Source organism: Paenibacillus whitsoniae, assembly GCF_003955665.1.
Taxonomy (GTDB): domain Bacteria; phylum Bacillota; class Bacilli; order Paenibacillales; family NBRC-103111; genus Paenibacillus_E; species Paenibacillus_E whitsoniae.
In genome coordinates, this window is the sequence record NZ_RXHU01000083.1 from 1 (window position 1) to 20,468 (window position 20,468).

The 20,468-nt window shown below is 53.0% G+C and carries 22 protein-coding genes and 1 pseudogene; 2 read left to right on the top strand and 21 right to left on the bottom strand.

The annotated features are described in order from the left end of the window. The 7 genes and pseudogenes from EJQ19_RS25270 to EJQ19_RS25300 all read right to left on the bottom strand — a co-directional run. Nucleotides 1–708 (bottom strand): annotated as a pseudogene (locus EJQ19_RS25270) (nitric oxide reductase activation protein NorD); the annotation flags it as partial. A 25-nt stretch (nt 709–733) separates the two neighbouring features. Continuing rightward, complete coding sequence (locus EJQ19_RS25275; RefSeq protein WP_420901701.1) at nt 734–1,612, bottom strand: ATP-binding protein; 879 nt, start codon at nt 1,610–1,612, stop codon at nt 734–736. 66 nt (nt 1,613–1,678) lie between these two features. Next, on the bottom strand, nt 1,679–1,894 hold the full coding sequence (locus tag EJQ19_RS25280) for a hypothetical protein (protein ID WP_126144022.1): 216 nt from the start codon (nt 1,892–1,894) through the stop codon (nt 1,679–1,681). A 118-nt stretch (nt 1,895–2,012) separates the two neighbouring features. Continuing rightward, nucleotides 2,013–2,708 (bottom strand): hypothetical protein, encoded by a 696-nt coding sequence (locus tag EJQ19_RS25285; protein WP_126144023.1) that lies wholly within the window; start codon nt 2,706–2,708, stop codon nt 2,013–2,015. A gap of 23 nt (nt 2,709–2,731) precedes the next feature. After that, the gene (locus EJQ19_RS32005; protein ID WP_164716716.1) at nt 2,732–2,884 is read right to left on the bottom strand and encodes a hypothetical protein; all 153 of its coding nucleotides are present in this window, start codon (nt 2,882–2,884) and stop codon (nt 2,732–2,734) included. A 725-nt stretch (nt 2,885–3,609) separates the two neighbouring features. Then, nucleotides 3,610–4,224: a trimeric intracellular cation channel family protein gene (locus EJQ19_RS25295; RefSeq protein WP_126144025.1), complete on the bottom strand. Its 615-nt coding sequence runs from the start codon at nt 4,222–4,224 to the stop codon at nt 3,610–3,612. A 20-nt stretch (nt 4,225–4,244) separates the two neighbouring features. Continuing rightward, a complete protein-coding gene (locus EJQ19_RS25300) occupies nt 4,245–5,318 on the bottom strand; it encodes a Gfo/Idh/MocA family protein (RefSeq protein ID WP_126144026.1) in 1,074 nt (357 codons plus the stop codon). Nucleotides 5,319–5,560: 242 nt separating this feature from the next. Here EJQ19_RS25300 and EJQ19_RS25305 point away from each other — a divergent pair, with 242 nt between their 5' ends. Continuing rightward, nucleotides 5,561–5,782, top strand: a complete 222-nt coding sequence (locus EJQ19_RS25305; RefSeq protein ID WP_126144027.1) for a hypothetical protein — start codon at nt 5,561–5,563, stop codon at nt 5,780–5,782. Between the two features lie 11 nt (nt 5,783–5,793). Here EJQ19_RS25305 and kapB read toward each other — a convergent pair whose 3' ends face one another. From kapB to EJQ19_RS25320, 3 genes are read right to left on the bottom strand one after another with little or no spacing between them, the layout of a single operon-like run. After that, nucleotides 5,794–6,198 carry a kinase-associated lipoprotein KapB gene (kapB, locus tag EJQ19_RS25310; RefSeq protein WP_126144028.1) on the bottom strand — a complete coding sequence of 135 codons (405 nt, stop codon included), beginning with the start codon at nt 6,196–6,198 and terminating at the stop codon, nt 5,794–5,796. Beyond that, nucleotides 6,195–6,545: a thioredoxin family protein gene (locus EJQ19_RS25315; protein ID WP_164716717.1), complete on the bottom strand. Its 351-nt coding sequence runs from the start codon at nt 6,543–6,545 to the stop codon at nt 6,195–6,197. Before EJQ19_RS25315 ends, kapB begins: the two co-directional genes overlap by 4 nt. A 4-nt stretch (nt 6,546–6,549) precedes the next feature. Next, complete coding sequence (locus EJQ19_RS25320; RefSeq protein WP_126144030.1) at nt 6,550–7,068, bottom strand: hypothetical protein; 519 nt, start codon at nt 7,066–7,068, stop codon at nt 6,550–6,552. A 72-nt stretch (nt 7,069–7,140) separates the two neighbouring features. Between EJQ19_RS25320 and EJQ19_RS25325 the strand changes: the two genes are divergently transcribed. After that, the gene (locus EJQ19_RS25325) at nt 7,141–7,353 is read left to right on the top strand and encodes a hypothetical protein (protein ID WP_126144031.1); all 213 of its coding nucleotides are present in this window, start codon (nt 7,141–7,143) and stop codon (nt 7,351–7,353) included. Between the two features lie 101 nt (nt 7,354–7,454). On the opposite strand, the gene EJQ19_RS25330 is transcribed toward EJQ19_RS25325, so the two are convergent. The 11 genes from EJQ19_RS25330 to EJQ19_RS25380 form a co-directional block, all read right to left on the bottom strand. Further along, a complete protein-coding gene (locus tag EJQ19_RS25330) occupies nt 7,455–9,068 on the bottom strand; it encodes an ABC-F family ATP-binding cassette domain-containing protein (protein ID WP_126144032.1) in 1,614 nt (537 codons plus the stop codon). A 36-nt stretch (nt 9,069–9,104) separates the two neighbouring features. After that, on the bottom strand, nt 9,105–11,054 hold the full coding sequence (locus tag EJQ19_RS25335; RefSeq protein ID WP_126144033.1) for an ABC-F family ATP-binding cassette domain-containing protein: 1,950 nt from the start codon (nt 11,052–11,054) through the stop codon (nt 9,105–9,107). Next, nucleotides 11,051–12,097, bottom strand: coding sequence for a M42 family metallopeptidase (locus EJQ19_RS25340; RefSeq protein ID WP_241243084.1), 1,047 nt, complete (start codon nt 12,095–12,097; stop codon nt 11,051–11,053). The genes EJQ19_RS25335 and EJQ19_RS25340 overlap by 4 nt, the downstream gene beginning before the upstream one ends. Before the next feature lie 123 nt (nt 12,098–12,220). Further along, a complete protein-coding gene (locus tag EJQ19_RS25345; RefSeq protein ID WP_126144034.1) occupies nt 12,221–12,511 on the bottom strand; it encodes a Dabb family protein in 291 nt (96 codons plus the stop codon). 12 nt (nt 12,512–12,523) lie between these two features. Continuing rightward, nucleotides 12,524–14,080: an ABC-F family ATP-binding cassette domain-containing protein gene (locus tag EJQ19_RS25350; RefSeq protein WP_126144035.1), complete on the bottom strand. Its 1,557-nt coding sequence runs from the start codon at nt 14,078–14,080 to the stop codon at nt 12,524–12,526. Between the two features lie 93 nt (nt 14,081–14,173). Then, complete coding sequence (locus EJQ19_RS25355) at nt 14,174–15,700, bottom strand: DUF6382 domain-containing protein (RefSeq protein ID WP_126144036.1); 1,527 nt, start codon at nt 15,698–15,700, stop codon at nt 14,174–14,176. Nucleotides 15,701–15,715: 15 nt separating this feature from the next. Next, nucleotides 15,716–16,213, bottom strand: a complete 498-nt coding sequence (locus tag EJQ19_RS25360) for an A24 family peptidase (RefSeq protein WP_164716718.1) — start codon at nt 16,211–16,213, stop codon at nt 15,716–15,718. A gap of 35 nt (nt 16,214–16,248) precedes the next feature. Then, nucleotides 16,249–16,920: a TadE/TadG family type IV pilus assembly protein gene (locus tag EJQ19_RS25365; RefSeq protein WP_126144038.1), complete on the bottom strand. Its 672-nt coding sequence runs from the start codon at nt 16,918–16,920 to the stop codon at nt 16,249–16,251. A 33-nt stretch (nt 16,921–16,953) separates the two neighbouring features. Continuing rightward, on the bottom strand, nt 16,954–19,212 hold the full coding sequence (locus tag EJQ19_RS25370) for a hypothetical protein (protein ID WP_126144039.1): 2,259 nt from the start codon (nt 19,210–19,212) through the stop codon (nt 16,954–16,956). 14 nt (nt 19,213–19,226) lie between these two features. After that, the gene (locus EJQ19_RS25375; RefSeq protein ID WP_126144040.1) at nt 19,227–20,231 is read right to left on the bottom strand and encodes a TadE/TadG family type IV pilus assembly protein; all 1,005 of its coding nucleotides are present in this window, start codon (nt 20,229–20,231) and stop codon (nt 19,227–19,229) included. Beyond that, on the bottom strand, nt 20,221–20,448 hold the full coding sequence (locus EJQ19_RS25380) for a Flp1 family type IVb pilin (RefSeq protein ID WP_126144041.1): 228 nt from the start codon (nt 20,446–20,448) through the stop codon (nt 20,221–20,223). The genes EJQ19_RS25375 and EJQ19_RS25380 overlap by 11 nt, the downstream gene beginning before the upstream one ends. Nucleotides 20,449–20,468 lie beyond the last annotated feature (20 nt).

Consider the following 20,468-nt stretch of genomic DNA (forward strand, 5'->3'; position numbering starts at 1 on the left):
CAGCGGCTGTGCCGCCCCGCTGCCCGCCTGCACCCAAAAATACGCCGTAGACGCGTCCGCGCCAACACACGGTGTCAACAACTCCAGCATGAAGCGGCAAACCTGCGCAACATCTTCGGTATGTGGGGCCTCCTCCACCTGCTCCAGCAGCGGAAACATTTGCGCGATTGCACCAGCCAGCGCACGGTACTCACCCGGCAGCTCGCCATGCCATGCATGGCCGGTGAACCAACCGTAAAGCAGCAGCACCGCAGCATCGGCCAATTCCCCTTTGCGCAAATGTACTTGCAGCTTATGCGCATAGTAGCTGCCGAGAATCCGGTGCCGGTGAGCGAAAACTGCGCCCATCCCCGGGCGCAGCCGACGGCAAATGCGCTCCAGCCTCATGTCTTCGCAAAGCGCGAATACGCTATTTGCCAGCTTAGGCATCGCAATACCCGAGCCGTAAGCGAGATACCCGCGAACCGCTGCAGCGCCCGTGAACCAAGCGCTGCCCAGCGCGCGTAAATACACGTCGGTTTTCATGCCGGCCGTTTTATCCGGTAAGCCGTAATCCCACCAAAATTGACTGACGGTTAATTTCTGTTCATCCGGTGCGTAGTGCGCATGATAGGCCGCTTCCACCTCGAGCTCTTTCCGCCCAGTAAATAAACGCGCCAAATCCACTAGCTGCATATGCAGCTTGGCATCGATTTTTTCGTCCAACAAACTCAAGCTTCCTACAAACATCGCCTTATAGCAACGTCTCGGCAATATTCATAACCGCCGCACGTTCCCTTTCATCTTCCAATTTATCCGCAATCGCGCGCTGCACTGCACGTCTTGGCGGGATATAAGCCGCCAGGTCGCAAGCATCGAGCAAGGCCCGAATCGAACCGGCCTCATCTGGCAGCTGGCCCATTTCGATCAGCGCAAGCAGGTCCGCCGACAGCTGAACGAACGTTCGCAGCAGCTTCTCGTCGTGCAGGATTGAATTTTTTTGCAGCAGCATGTGCAGTCCTTCTCCTTGCAGATAAGGAACTTCGACCGTCACAAAGCGGTTTTTGAGCGCTTCATTCATCGGCACCGTGCCTACATAGCCTTCATTAATCGCTGCAATGACGCGAAAATCGGGATGCGCTCTGATCACTTCTCCCGTGAACGGGTTCGTAATCGACCGACGATGATCCAGCACCCCATTGATTAACGGCAGCGTTTCCGGCTTCGCCATGTTGATTTCGTCAATATAAAGCAAGTGTCCCTTGGTCATAGCCAGCAGAATAGGCCCCGGGATAAAAACAATTTCGCTTTGCCCCAGCGCATTGTGCTGCAGTGTTTTGAACCCCAGCAGCGCTTCGGCATCCAGATCCGTCGAACAGTTGACCGCGTGCATCGGCAGCCCGAAAAGCGCGGAAATATGCTCGGCGAGCTTCGTTTTGCCTGCGCCTGTCGGTCCTTTGAGCAGCACATTTTTACCCAAATAAATCGCAAGCACAGCATCCGTCACAATATCCTCCGAAGGTGCTTCGTATCCGGCCGTCCCAATAAGCCGGCGATCTTCCGGGCTGAAGACTACGGTTTGTTTGTGCTCCAAATGCTGCCTGACTTCTGGCGGGAATTGCGTATGCATCATAACGAGAAAATCCTCTCCTGAAGGTTATTCCCTAACTATTCTACAGGAGAGCACGGCTTGTCAAGCTCAAGCGTTCGGCCACGGCACTTCCAGCACACTGTGGGCATAGAACGTTATCGGCTCCCCGCACGACGGACAGCCCGGCTTGGCCGGATAGGCGTTGTAAGCAATCGCAAGACTATACGCCGATTCGTAATTAATTGCTGTCATCACATCTTCCTTATGCACGTAGTCGCATGTACGCGAAGAGCAATACGCGCGAATCTTAAACCTGTCTCCCATACATCCTCCTTCTTTTCCCAGCATCTTGCGCAACGTTCTAAACTTACTCCCGGCAAACGGCAAAACCCCCAGTTTCAACTGGAGGCCTTCTTGTTTCCGTCTCCGGTCGCTGCCCGCATCAAGAGGCTCCGTTCGGAAATACGTACTGCACCATCGTATTAAATTCATTGAGATAAGCGTCCATATGCTTATTGCTGCGCTGTTGCATGTCATAGAACATCAAGCGTTCTACAAAATTGGCGTTCGTGGAAATATAGACGCGGGAATCGGGATAAATGCGCGTCAGAATTCGTTTAATCCCGTTAAGCGTCTCCGGTGCCAGCGGCTTTGCCGTCCGCCAGTCCATTTGTGCGCCTGCGCCAGAACCGAACAAGCCTGCGCCTGTTACCGCGTCCTGCTTGTTCAAAGCATGCGCTTTCGCTTTGTCGGACTTCGTGCCGCCCATGTCCACCGCGACATAGATGCTGTTATCCGTCATCGCCACATACGTTGAGCCTAGATGCACTTCCTGAATCAACTGGTCAGCCAGCTCACGATTCATGGTTATTTGCGTATTGCGGTGATTCTCACCCTCCAGCGCAACGCCGCCCTGCACCGCATGCGCTGACGCTACGTGATGGGCTGACGCTTGCCCGGTTTGCTGCGGGTTCGGGTTTGGCTGCGGCACCGCCCCTGCGCCTGCATCGTGATGATCGCCTGCTGCATGGTGCTGAAGCACTGTCCCTGCCGAGGAATGCACAGCGGAGCACCCTGTAAGCGCCATGACACATGCCATTGCCGCTGCACCTTGCTTCATTCTTCTCCCTATCTTCAAGTTTAAGCCCCCTACATCGTCATCTATCCGCTTTTTTCTTGCGGTTCTTTGGTATAAGCGATTAACGCAATTTCGACGCCCAGTTCTTCGTGCATCCGCGATTCCAGCTTTCGCAGCTCCGCCAGCAGCTCCTCATGCACATCCAAATCGGCAAATTGATATAAGCCCATTTCCACCCGCGCTCTCCCCCTTCTGGTCATCTATTGTTAATATGAACCATTTCTTTGCTTTTTAGCCGTTTCAGCCCCCTCGGGCAGACAAGATTGTCAGACCGATCAGCCACGAGAAAAGAACTGTATGTCGTCATCACCAACAAAAAAGCCCGACAACCGTCATACGGCCATCGGACTTCTTAATGCTATTCTTTTTCTTTATCGCGGGTTTCATCAATGTCTTGAAGCAGTTTCTTAACCGACTCCGGATCGACATGCCCCTGCTCGCGGAACGCCTTCAGTTTGCTTAGCAGATCGGCCGCAAACGCTTCGTCTTCGTCCTGCTCCGCTTCATGCGAAGGATCGAACCAGATGTAGAATCCTTCCGGCCCATTCCGTNNCCCATTCCGTAAAAAAGAGGATCGCCAATGCTCCGGATACGCATACCCCTGCTCGCCGAAAATCATCCCGAGCACATCGTCACTGTCGACCGGCAGCAAATAATGAAACGATTCCGGCTCCCCGGTATTCGTAAAATCGCGATGCATGTACGCATAATGCAAATAATGCTCGCCCGTTTCCGAGTCTTTCGCAATTTCATACAGATCCAGCTCGGTTTGCAGCAGTTCTTTCACCGATACGATGCGTGCCGCGATCGTTTCAGCCGCAATTTTCTGCTGCGCCTTGAGTGAATTATCCATACGAGCCACCTCCTTTTCTATTCAACCGCCTGCCGCTTGCAATTAGCGTTATTCACCGATCGCGCCGCGCAGCGACCGCTTCGGCAGCTTCCATTTGTAGAACACGGACAGCATCCGCAGCGTAACAATCAGGACGAACAGTCCTGCCAGCGGCAGCGCCCCCTGCGACCACCCCAGACCGATCAAAGCGCCGGCAAGCATGCCCCATACCGCATAGATTTCATCCTTAAGCACCATCGGCTTTCGCCCTGCCAGCACGTCTCGTATGATGCCCCCGCCGATCCCGGTTAAAACCGCGGCGACGATAATCGCGCTCAGCGGATGGCCCATATTCGTCGCGTAAAGCGCACCCTGGATGGAAAATGCCGCTAACCCGATAGCGTCAAAGAAAGCTTCCCACGTTTTCCACAGTCGAATAAACCGCACGGGCAGAAAAAATACTAACGTCATGGCAAACAGCGCAATTTGAAAAAAGAGTCCTTGATCCCACAAAAGTACAATAGGCTTGCCAATCAACAGGTTGCGCACGATCCCGCCGCCAAAAGCCGTGACCAGTCCTAATACATACACGCCTAATATATCATATTCCTCTTCCATCGCCACAATCGCGCCGCTCACTGCGAACGCGATCGTCCCGATGATACTGAATAACTCCCAGTTCACGCGCTTCGCAACTCCTGTCTTTACTCGATGTTCCAGTTCAACTTGACTTCGTCGCCTGTTTGGGAGGAACGGTAAATCGCGTCGAGAATCAAATTGTTCGTGTACCCCGTCATGACGGACGTCATCGGCGTCTGGCCGGTCCGGATGCAGTGAAGGAAATGCTTCACCATATTCACGCGCGGTTCATCGCTGTCAGGAGCCGGCAGCTCAATGTCAACTTGACGGTCGAATTTCTCAGCAAGCAGCTTGCCTTTGTTGCCTTTCAAATAAGCGCCGCCTTCTGTCCCCAGGAGCTGAACGCTCGGCAGACCGTCGTTTTCCAGCAGCCCTGCCCACGATACGTCAAGGGAAAGCGTTTCGCCATTCTCAAATTTAATCAGAGCCGTCGCAAAATCTTCGACATCAAAATGGCCATTCCAATTTGGTGCGCCCCAGGTACCGATACCTTGCTTGCGCGGTCCAAATTCCGAATACGTCGCACCGTAGACGGACACCGGCTTCGGATTGCCCATCAAGTAGAGCGTCAGATCCAGCATATGCACGCCAAGGTCGATCAGTGGGCCGCCGCCGGACTTGTCCATTTGCGTGAACCAGGTGCCCCAGCCCGGAATGCCTTTTCTGCGCAGATACGTCGCTTTGGCATGATAAATATGGCCGAGCGCACCCTTCTGGGTCTGCTCCTTGATCGCCAGTGCGACCGCATCCCACCTTAGTTGATGCGGGATCATCAAGATTCTGCCGGACTTGCGCTCCGCTTCCACAATGCGTTTGGCGGACGGCAGATCTATCGCCATCGGCTTCTCGAGCAGCACGTGCTTGCCCGTTTCCAGCGCTTGCACCGCGATCGGCGCGTGCCATTCATTCGAAACCGCGATGACTACCGCGTCAATCGAAGCATCGGCCAACATTTGATCTGCGTTGTCGTACACACGTTCAATGCCATGCTCTTTCGCTCTGGCCTGCGCCAGCGGCAAGTAGACATCCGTCACCCCGGCCAGCACGAAGTCAGGTACTGCTTTAAATGTTTCCATATGGACGTTCCCGATATTCCCGGAGCCGATGATACCGATACGGATTTGTTTGTTGTCAGTCATACGAATGGACCCTCCAGAACCTGTTTTTAACCAATCTTATTTATTATAGATGGGGCTGTTCATTGCTGCAACGAGTATTTTAACTGTGAGGAAATTTATCTTTTGGGAACTAGCCCAGTATCGATATAATTTACATATACTATATTGCTAAAACTTTCTTAATAGTTGCGTGCAAACATCTTTAACATTTGAAATGTATCCTTAAGACATGAGTAAGGCAGTTTGTAAAGGAGGTAAACACTATGCAAGCCATTACAATTAAGTTTAAAGACAAACTGATTCCGGTTATGAATTTCACTCATAAACGTTCCCATATGGAGCTGCTCTCAAGCAAGTTAACCGAGCTGGAGTACAATTTCGAGTTTCGCAGAAAATTAAAAATGATCTCGATGATCGAGATCATTGGGGATGTTGCAATTTTTAAATACAACGACGGCACAAAGCTGTACCTGGAAGTTTCCTAACAGTTTCGGGATTAATTGACGCTTGGAAAATAATCTTGGTGAAGCTGCTCCAGTTCTTGGAGCGAGCGTTTCGCCCACGCTTCGTATTCCGGCTTCTTTTCCAGCTCGGCAAGCTTCGCCATCTGATCTTGCAGCGCCCTGTGCAGCGACTCCTTGTATTCGGGAACCGCTCCTGCATACGGACGAATTGTCGACAGCGGCATCAGCGCGATTTCCTGATGAGCTAGCGCCCTTCTCTGGTGGAAAAACGGAACGTTGGGATCCATCGGGTTGTGCAAGTCTCCCTGTGTCGGGTGGATGTTGACGGCGAGAATTTTAACAGCCGCTTTCATGCTGCTGGTTAACTCTACGACTTCACCATAGTACATACCTGTTTTGTATTCGGCAGTAACCAAATCGCCAATTTGAAAGCTCATGCAGGATCGACCTCATTTTCGGGTGGGCTAGGCTGTACGAAAGCCGTAAGCCTGCGATATAATTCATCTACGGATTGCATCCGATACAGCATCTGTTTCTCCGCTCCCGGCCGAATCATGACGACGCAGGGAACGCTTGTAATCTGCCACTCCCTTGTAACGAGCGGCATATAATTGATGTTGCCTTTGACGATCGGCAGCGATGGATTCATCGTCAAGAGAATCGTCAGCATCCGCTCCGTTAATTGACAAGTGCCGCACAGCGGCGTATATAGCAGAACGGCGAAAGGCTGCAAGCTCGCATCATCGGCGCGGGTAAGCAGCTCTTTTTGCGTAAGCTCTTGCATAGGGCTAATCCTTTCTCTCATCCAGCCAAATCAGGCTTTCGAGGGCGTGCGTGATCAGTTCCGGAAAATCGTCCAATTGGCTTTCATCGACTTTGCGTCCGAAGGACAGCGTAATCTGATTGCGGTAGGCTGTCTCCGGCTGTCCGTATGTATATGAAAGCTGTTGGGTAATGTGCGGCCGGTGCGCCCAGATTCCACTTAGCCCTTCGGCAATCTTCGGGCAATCGCGATCAGGCTCGTTCAGACTGGCGTAGAACTTAATCAGCAGTGTACACCCCGGCTTGGCGTTCGGATTCTCGAGAATCTCCGCCGCCAGGTCGCTGAGATGGACGTGCAAATATATTTCCGCCCTGTTGGGCTTGTCCGCGCTCCTCGCAAATTCAATCGCAAACGTACGCGACATCGAAGAGAGATCAATCCGATCCTCCCTGCGCGTAATAATGATTCTGCCTTCCAAATCGTAATCGTAGACAGCGCCTTCCAGTACGACTTTGATGTTGTCATAGATCGTTGGATCAAACACCTGCGCACCTTCTTTCATCTTTCCTTTGATTCGATTATACTATAAATATATCACGCAAAAGAAGGTGTTCCTATGTCAGACAAGCCGTTAGAAGGGCAAGAGCAAACCCCTGGGGTTAAAAAGGTCAGCCTGGCCGAAGCCATGAAGCAAAAGCTCGCCCAAAAGAAAGCTGATCAAGCTGCAGCTCGTGCGAATCCTAAACAAGCAGGCGGTATGAACCAAACCGCGAAAAGCCAAATGACCAAGAAAGTCAACAATCAACGTCGCCGCACAGGTGGCAGCTAGGACACACGCGTCAACTGCCGGTTCACGGCAAGCGAAGCAAAATCAAAGCGCCCTGCACATCATGTGCCAGGGCGCTTTTGATGTTCCCGCGCTGCATCGCCTTAAGCGTAGTGCGCTTCTTGCTGCTTTTTAATCTCGTCGCTCTCCAGGTACTCGTCGTACGTAATCATCTTGTCGATGAGACCTTTCGGCGTCAGCTCCATGATGCGGTTCGCAATCGTTTGGATGAACTGATGGTCATGGGAAACGAACAGTATCGTGCCGTCAAAATCAACAAGACCGTTGTTCAGCGCGGTGATGGACTCGAGATCCAAGTGGTTCGTCGGTTCGTCGAGAATCAGCACGTTCGCGCCACTCAGCATCATTTTGGAGAACATGCAGCGCACTTTTTCGCCTCCGGACAGAACGTTAGCTTTTTTGAGCGCTTCTTCCCCGGAGAACAGCATACGGCCCAAGAATCCACGGAGGAATGACTCATCCGGATCTTTGGAATATTGGCGCAGCCAGTCAACCAGCGTGAGCTCCGAGTTGAAATAATCTTGGCTGTCTTTCGGGAAATATGCCTGCGACGTCGTTACGCCCCACGTGTACGTACCGCTGTCCGCTTCCATTTCGCCCATCAAAATTTTGAACAGCGTCGTTTTCGCGATACCGTCCGGTCCGACAAAGGCCACCTTATCCCCTTTGTTCAGAGTAAAGGACACGTTGTTCAACACTTGCACGCCGTCAATCGTTTTAGAAATGTTCTCAACCGTGAGCAGCTGCTTGCCGGCTTCGCGCTCGCCTTTGAAATGAATGAATGGATATTTGCGGCTGGAAGGACGAATATCTTCGAGCGTAAGTTTTTCCAACTGTTTCTTACGGGAAGTCGCTTGCTTCGATTTGGATGCGTTCGCGCTGAATCGGGCGATAAACGCTTCGAGCTCTTTCCGCTTCTCTTCTGTTTTCTTGTTCGCGTCTCGCGCCAAACGAAGGGCCAGTTGACTGGATTCATACCAGAAATCGTAGTTGCCCACGTACATTTGGATTTTGCCAAAGTCAATATCCGCGATATGCGTACACACTTGGTTCAGGAAGTGACGATCGTGAGATACGACGATAACGGTGCCTTCAAAGCGGGCAAGGAAGTTTTCCAGCCACTTGATGGACTCCATGTTCAAATGGTTGGTAGGCTCATCGAGGAGCAGAATGTTCGGGTTGCCGAACAACGCTTGCGCCAGGAGAACGCGGACTTTTTCGTTGCCGTCCAGGTCTTTCATTTTCATATCGTGCATCGATGTCGGAATGCCAAGCCCGATTAACAGCTCCGCAGCATCGGACTCCGCCTGCCAGCCGTCAAGATCTTGGAACTCGCCTTCCAGCTCAGCCGCGCGCATCCCGTCTTCTTCGGAGAAATCCGCTTTGGCATACAGCGCGTCTTTCTCTTCCATGATTTTGAACAATCTTGCATGCCCCATGATAACGGTTTTGAGCACTTCGACTTCATCGAATTCGTAGTGGTTTTGTTTCAGAACCGCCATGCGCTCGCCCGGTGTAATGTTGACTTCGCCTGTATTCGGTTCAATTTCACCGGACAAAATTTTCAGAAATGTGGATTTGCCCGCCCCGTTAGCCCCGATTAAGCCATAACAGTTGCCTGGCGTGAACTTAATGTTGGCATCTTCGAAAAGAGCTCTCTTGCCGTAACGAAGCGTTACGTTATTTACGCTGATCATTGAGTGAAATACCTGCCTTTATGCTTATTTTCTCTATCATACCTTATTTCGCTCTATTTCTTCTACTAACTCGGATAAATAAGTCCATCTTTCCATCGCCGCCTCGAGTTCGGCTGCGGTTTGCTGCTCTTTCTCGTAGAGATCGCGCACGCGGTCGTAATTCGCACTGTTGGCCGCGCTCTCCGCTTGCAGGGAGGCAAGTTTGTCTTCGAGTGAAGCGATGACATTCTCGATTTCGTCCCATTCCTTCTGTTCTTTGAAGGTCAGCTTCTTGGGGCGATTGCTGCCGGAAGCGGCCTGGTTCTGAGACTGAGCTTTCGGCGTATCCTGCTTTGCCGCGCTGGCTTGGCGAAGCCGCTCTTTCTCGGCTTGCTCCGCTTCCTCCTGCTCGCGCAGCTCTTCGAGATAGTCCGAGTATGTGCCAAAGTACGGCGTGATGCCGCCTTTGCCATCGAAAGCAAAAAGATGCGTGACGGTCCGATCCAAAAAGTAGCGATCATGGGAGACCGTGACGACGGCGCCAGGGAACGTATCCAGGTAATCTTCCAGGATCGTCAGCGTCTGAATGTCGAGGTCATTCGTCGGCTCGTCAAGCAGCAGCACGTTCGGCTCGCCCATCAGCGTGCGCAGCAGATAGAGCCTCCGGCGCTCGCCGCCGGACAGCTTGCCGATCGGCGACCATTGCAGATTCGGGGAAAAGAGGAACCGTTCCAGCATCTGGGCAGCGGAAATCGTTTCGCCGTCCGCGGTGCGGATCTGCTCCGCGCCTTCTTTAATATATTCAATGACCCGCATGTTCGGGTCCATTTCGACGTTCTCCTGCGTGTAGTACGCCAGCTTCACGGTTGCACCGGTTTCGATGACGCCGCTATCCGGCTGGATGCGGCCCGCGAGCATGTTCAGCAGCGTCGATTTGCCGCTGCCGTTCGGCCCGATGATGCCGAGGCGATCCTTCGGCATCACGATGTAGCTGAAGTCGCTGAGCAGCGTCTTCCCTTGGTTGAACGATTTGGAGATGCCTTGCAGCTCCATCACCTTTTTGCCCAGGCGGCTGCCCGCCAGCGCCATGTCCAGCTTATCCGCGGGACCGTCCGTCTTGCGGTCCCTTAATTCCTCGGCGCGCTGCACGCGCGCCTTCTGCTTCGTGGTCCGCGCCTTCGCGCCGCGGCGCAGCCAAGCCAATTCGCGGCGAAGGAGATTTTGCCGCTTATCTTCGGAGGCGGCTTCGGACTCCATCCGCTCCGCTTTTTTCTCCAGGAACCACGCGTAGTTTCCTTCATAGCTGTAGACCTTGCCCCGGTCGAGTTCCAGGATGCGCGTCGTGACGCGCTCCAGGAAGTACCGGTCATGCGTCACGAGCAGCAACGCGCCGCGCCACTTGCTGAGGAACTCCTCGAGCCAGATCGCGGTCTCGTTGTCGATATGGTTCGTCGGCTCATCGAGAATGAGCAGATCCGCCGGTTGAATGAGCACGCGTGCCATCGCCACGCGTTTGCGCTGCCCGCCCGACAGGAGGCCGACGGGCTTGTCGAACTCGCTGATGCCGAGCTTCATCAGCACGGTTTTGGCAATGGTGCCGGCTTCCCAGGCACCTTGCTCATCCATGCGCGTCTGGGCACGGAACAGACGCGCTTGTTTCGCTTCGCTGGAGGGATCCGCCTCCAGCTCCGCAAGGGCCCGCTCATAGTCGCGCAGTGTGACCATGAGCGGGGAATCCCCGTGGAATACTTGCTCAAGGACCGTGGAGTTCGGATCGAACTCCGGGTTCTGCGGCAAGTATTCCACCCGAAAATGGTTCGCGTGCACAAGCTTGCCGCGATCCGGTGTTTCCAGCCCTGCCAGCAGCTTCAGCAGGGTCGATTTGCCCGTGCCGTTCACGCCGATCAGGCCGATGCGCTGTTTTTCGTTGAGCGTGAACGAAATGTTGTCCAGGAGCACTTTGTCTCCGTATGATTTGGTAATGTCGACTGCACTTAGAATATTCATTGCACCGGCTCCTGAATGTACGCCGCAAGCAGCGCAGCCGTATTCACGACGGCATCCATATGAGTTCGTTCCATGCTATGCGACGCATGCACGCCGGGTCCCACCAACGCGGCGCGAATATCGCGGCCGCCGCGAAGCGCAGCGGAAGCGTCCGAGCCGTAGCGCGGATAAATATCGACCGCATAGCCGATTTGCAATTTTTCCGCCAGTTCAACCATGCGCGTCGTCATCTGGTAGTCGTATGGGCCTGACGAGTCCTTGGCGCAAATCGACACATCCAGCTCGCTGCCGCTGAGATCGTCGCCGAGTGCACCCATATCCACGGCGATAAAGTCCGTGATGTCCTCGGGAATAAACGCCGAGCCGTGGCCGACTTCTTCATAGGTTGAGAAAAAGAACTTCACCGTATAAAGCGGTTGAATCCCTTCCTCTTTAATCAGCCGAAGCAGACCAAAAAGCGAAGCAACACTGGCCTTATCGTCCAAGTGGCGCGACTTCACATAGCCGTTCGCCTTCACCTGCACGCGCGGAGCGAACGAGATGAAATCGCCGACGCGAATGCCGAGCGCCTCTACATCCTTTTTCGACTTGACCAGCTCATCGATCCGCACTTCCATGTTCGCTTCATCGCGCTTATACTCGCGGGCATCTTCGTACACATGCACGGACGGCCGCGAAGTTAGAATCGTGCCGTCATACACACGCTCGTCGCGTGTATGAATTTGCACGTATTCGTTTTCAATTGCGCCCATCATAAAACCGCCGAGCGATGTAATCTTCAGTGTGCCGTTGTCTTTGATGGAGCGCACCATGGCTCCCAGCGTGTCCAGATGTGCGGAAATCCCGATAACCCGCTCCGAGCGGCTGCCCGGAATCGTCACAATACCGCAGCCTTTATGGGTATACGTCAGCTCGAAGCCCAGCTTGCTCACTTCATGCCGGACCTTTTGCATAATGTGATGCGTATACCCGGTCGGGCTTGGCGTCCGCAGCAAAAGCTCCAACATTTCGGTCATATAGGCTTTGTTTAATTTTTCTTTCAAACGGGATGCCTCCCTTTTCTATAAAAATCATCTTTCGCGCAAACACACAAAGAACAGTGCAGCCGTTAGAAAATTGCTCTTCTAAGGATACTACACTGTTCTCCTTGGTTTTTCAAACTTCGATTAGCTGATAAAGTCAACACAGAGGGAGGTGCCGTCGAGCACTGTCTTCATATGTGCCTTAACGCCCTCATGAACCGGGTGCGTATCGTATACTTTCAAATCGTCCATCGAATCGAATCTCGTAATGAGTGCGATATCGTAGGAACGCTCCGAGTGGAGCACGTCCGTGCCGACTTCAATCGATCGCAATACCTCGATTTTGCCTTCCATATTCGTCAGCACCGCTTTGGTCGCTTCAATCGCCTCCGGGCTGCGATCCTTTAATTTAAAAAATACAACATGTGTCAACATATGAAAACCCTCCTATTTTGTAATGGCGGCAGACCAAGCTTCGACATCCCAAATGCGCGATACCCAGCCTTCGTAAAACTCTGGCTCATGGCAAACCAGCAGGACAGTGCCTTTGTACGCTTTCAGCGCTCGCTGCAGCTCCTCTTTGGCGATGACGTCCAAGTGATTCGTCGGCTCGTCCATCAGCAGCCAATTGCTTTCCTTCATCAGCATTTTGCATAAGCGGACTTTAGCTTGCTCGCCACCGCTCAGCATGCTCATGGAACGCGTAATGTGCTCGTTTTTCAAGCCGCATCTGGCGAGTGCGCCGCGCACCTCGTTCTGCGTCATGGATGAGTACTCGTTCCAGACGTCCTCAATCGGCGTCAGGCCCGGTGCCTTGACTTCCTGCTCAAAGTAAGCAGGACTCAAATAGTCGCCCAAGTACGTCGTACCGCTGAACGGTTTGATTTTGCCCAGAATCGTCTTGAGCAGCGTCGATTTGCCGACACCGTTGCAGCCGACGATCGCAATTTTCTCTCCGCGCTCGATCTGAACGTCCATCTGGGGCAAGAGCGGCCGATCATAGCCGATTTGGAGCCCACTTGCTTCAAATACAATTCTACCACTCGAGCGCGATTCTTTGAATACAAAAGTCGGTTTCATGGCCGTTTCCGGCTTGTCGATCCGATCAATTTTCTCCAAATGCTTCTGCCGGCTCTTTGCACGGGTCGACGTCGAGGCTCTGGCTTTGTTACGCGCGATAAAATCTTCCTGCTGCTTGATATACTCCTGCTGCTTCTCGTACGCTTCCAAATGCTGCGTTTTATTCATGTCCGCCATCTCTAGAAACTTCTCATAGTTCGCGGTATAGCGGGTTAATTTCGTAAATTCGAGATGATAGATGACGTTCACAACTTCATTCATAAATTCCGTATCGTGGGAAATCAGCATGAATGCATACGGGTATTCTTTCAAATACTGCTTGAGCCATTCGATATGCTCGACATCCAGGTAGTTGGTCGGCTCGTCAAGCAGCAGCACCTGTGGCTTTTCCAATAAAAGCTTGGCAAGCAGCACCTTCGTCCGCTGTCCTCCGCTGAGCGAAGTCACGTCGCGATCGAGCCCAATGGCGTTCAAGCCAAGCCCGTTGCCCATTTCTTCCACTTTCACGTCCAGCATATAAAAATCGCCGATGTCCAGACGCTCCTGAATTTCGCCCATCTGATCGAGCAGCGTTTCCAGCTCCTCCGGCGAAGCATCGCCCATGCGGTCGGTAATCGCCATCATACGCTTCTCTTCTTCATACAGCGGCAGGAACGCATCCCGCAAAATATCGCGGATCGTCTTCCCCGCCTCCAGCACGGAATGCTGGTCCAAATAACCGTAATGCACACGCGGTGTCCACTCGACTTTGCCCGTATCTTTGAGCAGCTTGCCTGTCAATATATTCATGAGCGTAGACTTCCCTACGCCGTTGGCTCCTACGATGCCGACATGCTCTCCCGCCAACAGGCGAAAAGAAACATTTTTAAATAACGTGCGATCCCCAAAACTATGGCTGAGCGCATCAACCGTCAAAAGACTCATTCTATCAAACAAGCTCCCGTCTCATTCAAACTGCACGCAAATTGCATGCGACTCCTTATTATATCACCCCCGGCGCATAAGAGGAAATGTTCTTTATGACGAAACCCGAAATGTTAGCTCGACTGAAACGAGACGAATTACATCCCCCTCCTGCAGTGGATACGGCTGATAAGCGACCAACGGCTTTCCGTTCATCTGCGTCCCGTTTGTTGAGCCCGTATCTTTAATCGCCACTTGCCCCTCCTCGTTCCGGACGATTTCTGCGTGAAGCCGTGAAATGCCTGATGCGTCCAGTATCAGACCTACCGCAGATTTGGCCTCCCCGCGTCCGATCATAAAAGGGAAAGAACTCACCTCTACGGACAACGACTTGCCGTCCAAAACGTAATCCAATCGCGGTCCTTTCGTTTGCCTGCTCATCCCGCCAAGAAAGACCGTCGCTTGCATACTCCCGCCTTGCCCAAGCATGGTCGTATGAAGCGGAAGATCGCGGTAATAATCCTCTACATTCATTGGAGCTCGAGAAAGAGAAGCTTCGCTTCCATCTTGATATCCTGTTGCTGCTCCATGCGGCGACGGCACCTGGCGCTCTGCAGGCGTCTCTTTAGCCAGCTTCGGGAAACCGCGAACATGTACGATGAGCGCCAGGACGGCGGACAGAATGGTGCAGCCTGCCGCAAATTGAAGCTGACTCGTGCCTCGCTGATCCAAGAATTGGCTCCACACGTATGCACAGACGATCAGCAGCGCGCCAGTCCACAACCAACGAGCTCGGCTGCTCAGCGGCGTAAATAGAAGCTGCCATTTGGCGTCACCGGTTGCCACGTTCGGCAATAAGAGCTCTCTCGGATGTTTGGACTGTCGAACAGGTCCGGGCAGGGTGCTAGCGTACAAATCCGAGACAGAACCCATTGACACATCACGATTCATGAATGCTGATCTTTCCTCCATGCTGGACTGCGCGCCTCCCCCTGCCTGGTCGGGAGCAGCGGCAACAGATCCGTCTCCACCCCGGAGAGTAGCTTCGCCAGGTTTGCCGTTAAGCTCACTTAATGCATCGCGCAGCGTCTTTAAACTCGTCTCAGTGCCATGTTTTTCTATCCAAATCTCAAATGCAGCCCGGTCATGCGCGTCCACATACTGCGCAAGCCGCCGAAAAAAGTCCATGGCCGTGTCACTTCCTTGCGCCGAAGTATCACCATTTATTTCTGATTCCGCTATCGGCACGTACGTCAAATAGACGTCTGACCATTCTTTTCCCACGAACATGAAGTGTTCATTCAGCACAAATTTCGCTTCATCCAACATATAGTTAGCGCTCTCCAGCAAGGCTGTACATATCGAGGCCATCAGCTTGCTCACTTGCTGCAAAGACAACTCCTCCACTTGGACCCATGAGGCCAGCATGCGTTTTGAAGTCAGCTCGTAGTAAAGGCGGATGCAATGATCCACTTCCTGAATGCGGCAAGGCAGCAGAAACGGTGCTGGACTCGCTTCAAGCATCTTGACCTGCAAAGTGTCCAGATCGGACCATTTCAGACCTTCCTCCTTATACAGCTCCATACTATGGCCATACTGGCCGCTAAATTGCACCTGTAATCCATAAACGGATTGCAGCATCCTTCGTCACCTCATCTATACGAACGAATAATACCAAGCCATTGCCACACCGGGAACAACGGCGTACATAAAAGGAAATTTCAGATTCGGCTGCTCTTGCAATTCGAATAGCCCCTCTATGCGTCTAAGCGCAATAAAGGTGAACAGCCATCCGGTCAGCCGAGCGCTTGTCGCCCGTACTTTTCTGCGGACGATGAGGACAATAGCGCCGATGACACCCGCACAACAAATCGCATACACCCCCGTTTGCAGGACAAATCCCGTCCCCATCATCGCTCCGATCGCCGCAAACAGCTTCACATCCCCTGCGCCCAAAGCGCCAATGAGATAGAGCAGCAGCATCGCCATAAACCCTGTCAAGCTGCCGGTCACGGCGTACCCGATGCCGCTCCATCCCTCTGTCGCTCCGTGATAACCAACGCCCATGAGGGTCCCCATCATTGTCAAGACATTCGGAATGATCGCTTTACTGGCATCCAGCACAAACGCAATTCCAATAATCAAAAAAAGCATGATATGAACCACCCTATTCCCTCCCCCGCTATTTTCTAGCCCGATGCCCCGATCCATGTGCGTTCCATCGCTTTCTTGCGTAAAACGACGGTCCGGCTCATAAAAGGAATTGGCAGTCGGTACGCAAGCTGCGCTTCAATGACGAAGTTGGCATTCCCAGCTTGCGTCAAACTCGGGAGCTGCACATCCGTCACACGAAAGTTTGCTTTATCAACCAAAGCCTCGCTACAAAACCCATAAACAATCGGTGTAAACGCCGCCAGCATCCGCGATTTCACTTGTTCATCCACGAAATCGTCCCATTCTCCTTGAAGCGCAGCTTCACCAGTCTCCCTTTTCTCCTTCTCCCAACGCACAAGCTCCAGCACCGCATCCGGAATATAGGCTGCATAATCGTCTGCAAGCGACTCCGCAGAAGTCACTCCGTTTCTCGCCGCCTCCACTTTGTCAATGGCGCTTTGAATGGCCGACGCAGCGCTGCTTTGATTCCATTTCTCGGCCGCCTCCTGAGCGAGCAGCCTGACCGGATATACTTGTCCTGCAATCGTTTTTGTCGCTTCAGAGACGCCGGCATTCAGCGCCATTTCCAGCAACGCCAATTGCACACAGACGACCAGCCCCATGACAAACGCAAGAAAAAACGGTAAAATCAGCGCCGCTTCCAGCACAATTCCGCCGGAGCGCTCTTTCATTAACTTTGTAAGCAACCCGCTCCCCCTTTCGGCGCTATGAGGTCGAGTTCAATAAGAAACGACCGTTGACGTGTGAAATTGGCAGCTAGATCCTTGAACTTTGCAGGTTAAAAGACCTGAGCCATCCAGCAGCTTCATAACCTGCGGAATGAACCACAGCCGGAGCTCGCTGACGGCATTCGCTTGCAGATAGGTCGTCGTCTGCGTCAAATCAACTCCGCTGTTCAGCTCGATCAGCGACTGCATTCTGGCAAGCAGCTTGCTGTTGTTGCTGTGCAGCATCATGAAAATACGCAGATAATCTTTATACGTCAGCGTCAGCACTTTACCGCCCAGCTTGGCTGACAATTCTACCGGTTCTCCTTTCACGAGTTGGCTCATGTCCTGATACGCTTTCACCGCGCCTTCGGCTGCCGCCGCTAACAGAACAAGCATCGGCGAACCGATATTCAGCAGTTCCTTATTCGGATCCATTAGCGCTTCCAGCGTCCGCACCGCCGTCCGGAATGCGAACATTTCGCCATACGCCGACGCGATATTGGCCGTGCAGGAAGAGAAGCCGTAGAGCAAATACTCAGCCTCCTGAGCTGCCAAGGCGTGCGCGGAAGGATCCGTCAGCGCATTCGCTCTTTTTACCTCACCGGTACGATCCTTCTCCAGCCCGTAAGTTCTATAATTAAACTTGGTCAGCCCATATTCGTTCAAGTAAAGCTCGTCACGAACGACAGCCGCCGCTTGATTGAATGCTTCGAGCAGGCTCATGGCGTGCAGGGCGAATGGTTCGGCTTTCTCCGTCTCCACCGGTATTTCACTGCCGATCGAAGCCGTTTGACGATTTACCGTCATGTATTTCTGAAAAAAGCCTACCTCCTGCCCTTCGCCCTGCAACCTGTCGTAAAGGCGGTCATCTCCATCTGCTGCCCCCGTAATAGAGCAGCCGCCGACCGCCTGCTTGGCTTCATCAAGCACGTTTTGAATCTTGCTGCGCTGATCCTTCTTCTGACTTTGGGCCGCCTCGTTCGCGCCAATTCTGGCTTGCTCCATGGGCTGCTGCTTCACATAGAAGCTCGTTGCTGCGTTGTCATAAGCATCATTCGCCTGACTCGCTTCCGCTGTCTTATCCCTAGTAAACAAATAAGCATTTGCCAATTTAGCTTCGAACGCGGCAAACAGCGCCGTCATCCCGGCAATCCCCGTCTGATATTCGTAAAAATACGACTCCCCCAGGACTGCAACATGAGAAAAAACGTCATTGGCTGGATTTGCCGGAGCTTGTCCGGCAGCGCCTACTTTGGATCGTATGTCTTCGTTAATCGTCTTGGCTTCCCTGAGCAGCCCCTCGACTTCTTGCTGGAATTGCTGAACGATTTTGACCTGGTTGCTTGCTTCGAGCTTCGTTGCCGCCAGCAGTGCCGCATACGTCACAATATCTTGAAGCAGTTGCTCCAGCTCGTTCACTTTTTGCGAAAGCTGGCTTACCTGATTCGCGAGCGCTTGTTTGGAAGCTGCGAGTGACTGAATGCCGGCAGCGGCAGCTTCACCTGCACGAGCAAGTGAAGCGATCGATGCATCAATGTCGCGCATAGCTGCATAGAGCGATTCCAGCTGCGATCTGACATTCGCAATTTCACTTCGCACTTCATCGGCGGTATGCAGGCCAATGCGCGCTGCCAGCGCATCAAGCTCGGCGATTCTTTTTGTATAATCAGAGTGATACCCGACAAGCTTTTTGTATAGCTTTTCCGATGTGTCCCAAGCTTCGTCTAACTTCTGCTCTCGCGCTTCGATTCTCTTCTCGATCTCTGCCGCTTGTTGAGTGAAACCCGAACCGAACCGGAACGGTTCCGTCATGCCTTGCTTCGTAAATTTATCTGCGATTTCAAGCGTGAACTCGATCGGCGCCTTGATTTTCATGTCTTCCAACACTTGCTGCTTGAAAACGACATGGCTGGACAGCGCATACACCGGCGTCAACCTCAGCGTGCCATCTACAGGCTTCGTATCTGCCCAATGAAGTCTCGATGCGGTAACGGCACCAGATAAATTATTCGTAAACATCTCCTCAAAAATCGCCTGGGATTCCGGTTGAGGCTGTGCGACGGCATATAGACCGTACTGATGTAGCTTCGGATCGAAAGCCGACAGCACGGACCTGGCTGCTGCATCAACCGCCATTTGCGACTCTTGGCCCGCCGTTTGTATTCTCGCGAAATCAATCAGCACGGCTTGAAAAATGAAAATTGGAACGATAATCAAGATGAGATACACCGATACCGACCCGTGAGTGGAATAAAGAAAACGCCTCAAAGGTTCTCCCCTTTCTAATTGTGGATAACGACCACGATCCCTTTCCGTTCAAGTTCTTTGCGAAAAGCGTCGGAGGGCATGCCTTTACCGCTGGCATCCTTTTTGAAAAAGTGCCAAACTACCCCCTTGACAGTCGTCCCCTGCTCCAACAGCTCCACATCCTTAGGAAGCTGCTCCGAGCGCAGTTGGCTTTCGGTCATGCTGTAAAAGGCTTGGTGCGCAATCCCGCGACCGTCCAGGGCGTCAATCGTTCTGCTTTTGCCGGACGGTGTCGTCAGCACGACCTCTGAGCCGCCGACGAGCGATCTCAAATATGTGGAAGCCTGCCGTTCGGACTGAATCGAGATGCTTGGGCCCGACAAATCCTGGTGCAGAGGCTCCACCAGCGCCTCCTTCGCTTTGGCCGGCGAAATGCGCCCCTTGATGGCAGAGAAATAGGTGCGGGTGATATCCGTCAACCGAATTAACTCCACTGCATCCACAACATGCGTAACGGCCTTGCCACTGGTGCGATCCCTATTCAACCATTTCTGAAACATCGGCGGCGCCATAAACGATTTCTCAAGATCCACTTCGATCTGGCGATCCACCAGCAGATTGCGGTAGCTTGCCGTTCCTTCTACGCCGCGCGGGAGCAGCTGAGCGGCTCTCACCAACTTGCGCTCAACCAGATTTGCCGGCTGCGCAGAAGCCAGGGTGATTGTCGTCTGCCCTTGCTGGAACAGCATACCGAATAAATCGAGCACATGGTCGCTGGATAGCCGCCAGTACAAGCCGTCCGATTCGCCCGGCGTGTAGCCGCCAGACGCAATGTTTTTACGACTGTTGTCCCACGTCGCCGCAAGCCGCTCTGCAGCCGTTCCCGCCCGCTCCGCAACAAATACGCGCTGATAGGTGTACATGCCCGCAAACAGAAGCGTGATTGTGCACACGAGAATGAGCGGAAAAACAAGCGAGGCCTCTATCGTGTAACTCCCTCGCTCGCTGCGCAGATGAATTGACCGGATTTTACGGCGCACAGCTTGTCGTTGGGCTTGGCGCGCACGGAGCGACGGCACTGTTGTCTTTCAAATCCGTGTTGGCGTCCCCGATCAGTTTCTGAAACCAAGATACGATCCACTTTCTGAAGATAATCGCGACTGCAACCAATACCGCGACAATCAACAAAATTTCGAGTGTGCCAAGCCCGTCCTCCTCTTTCCAAAAACGCCTCATTGCTTCTTTAGATGTTCCCATGTCGCACCTTCCTTTACCTG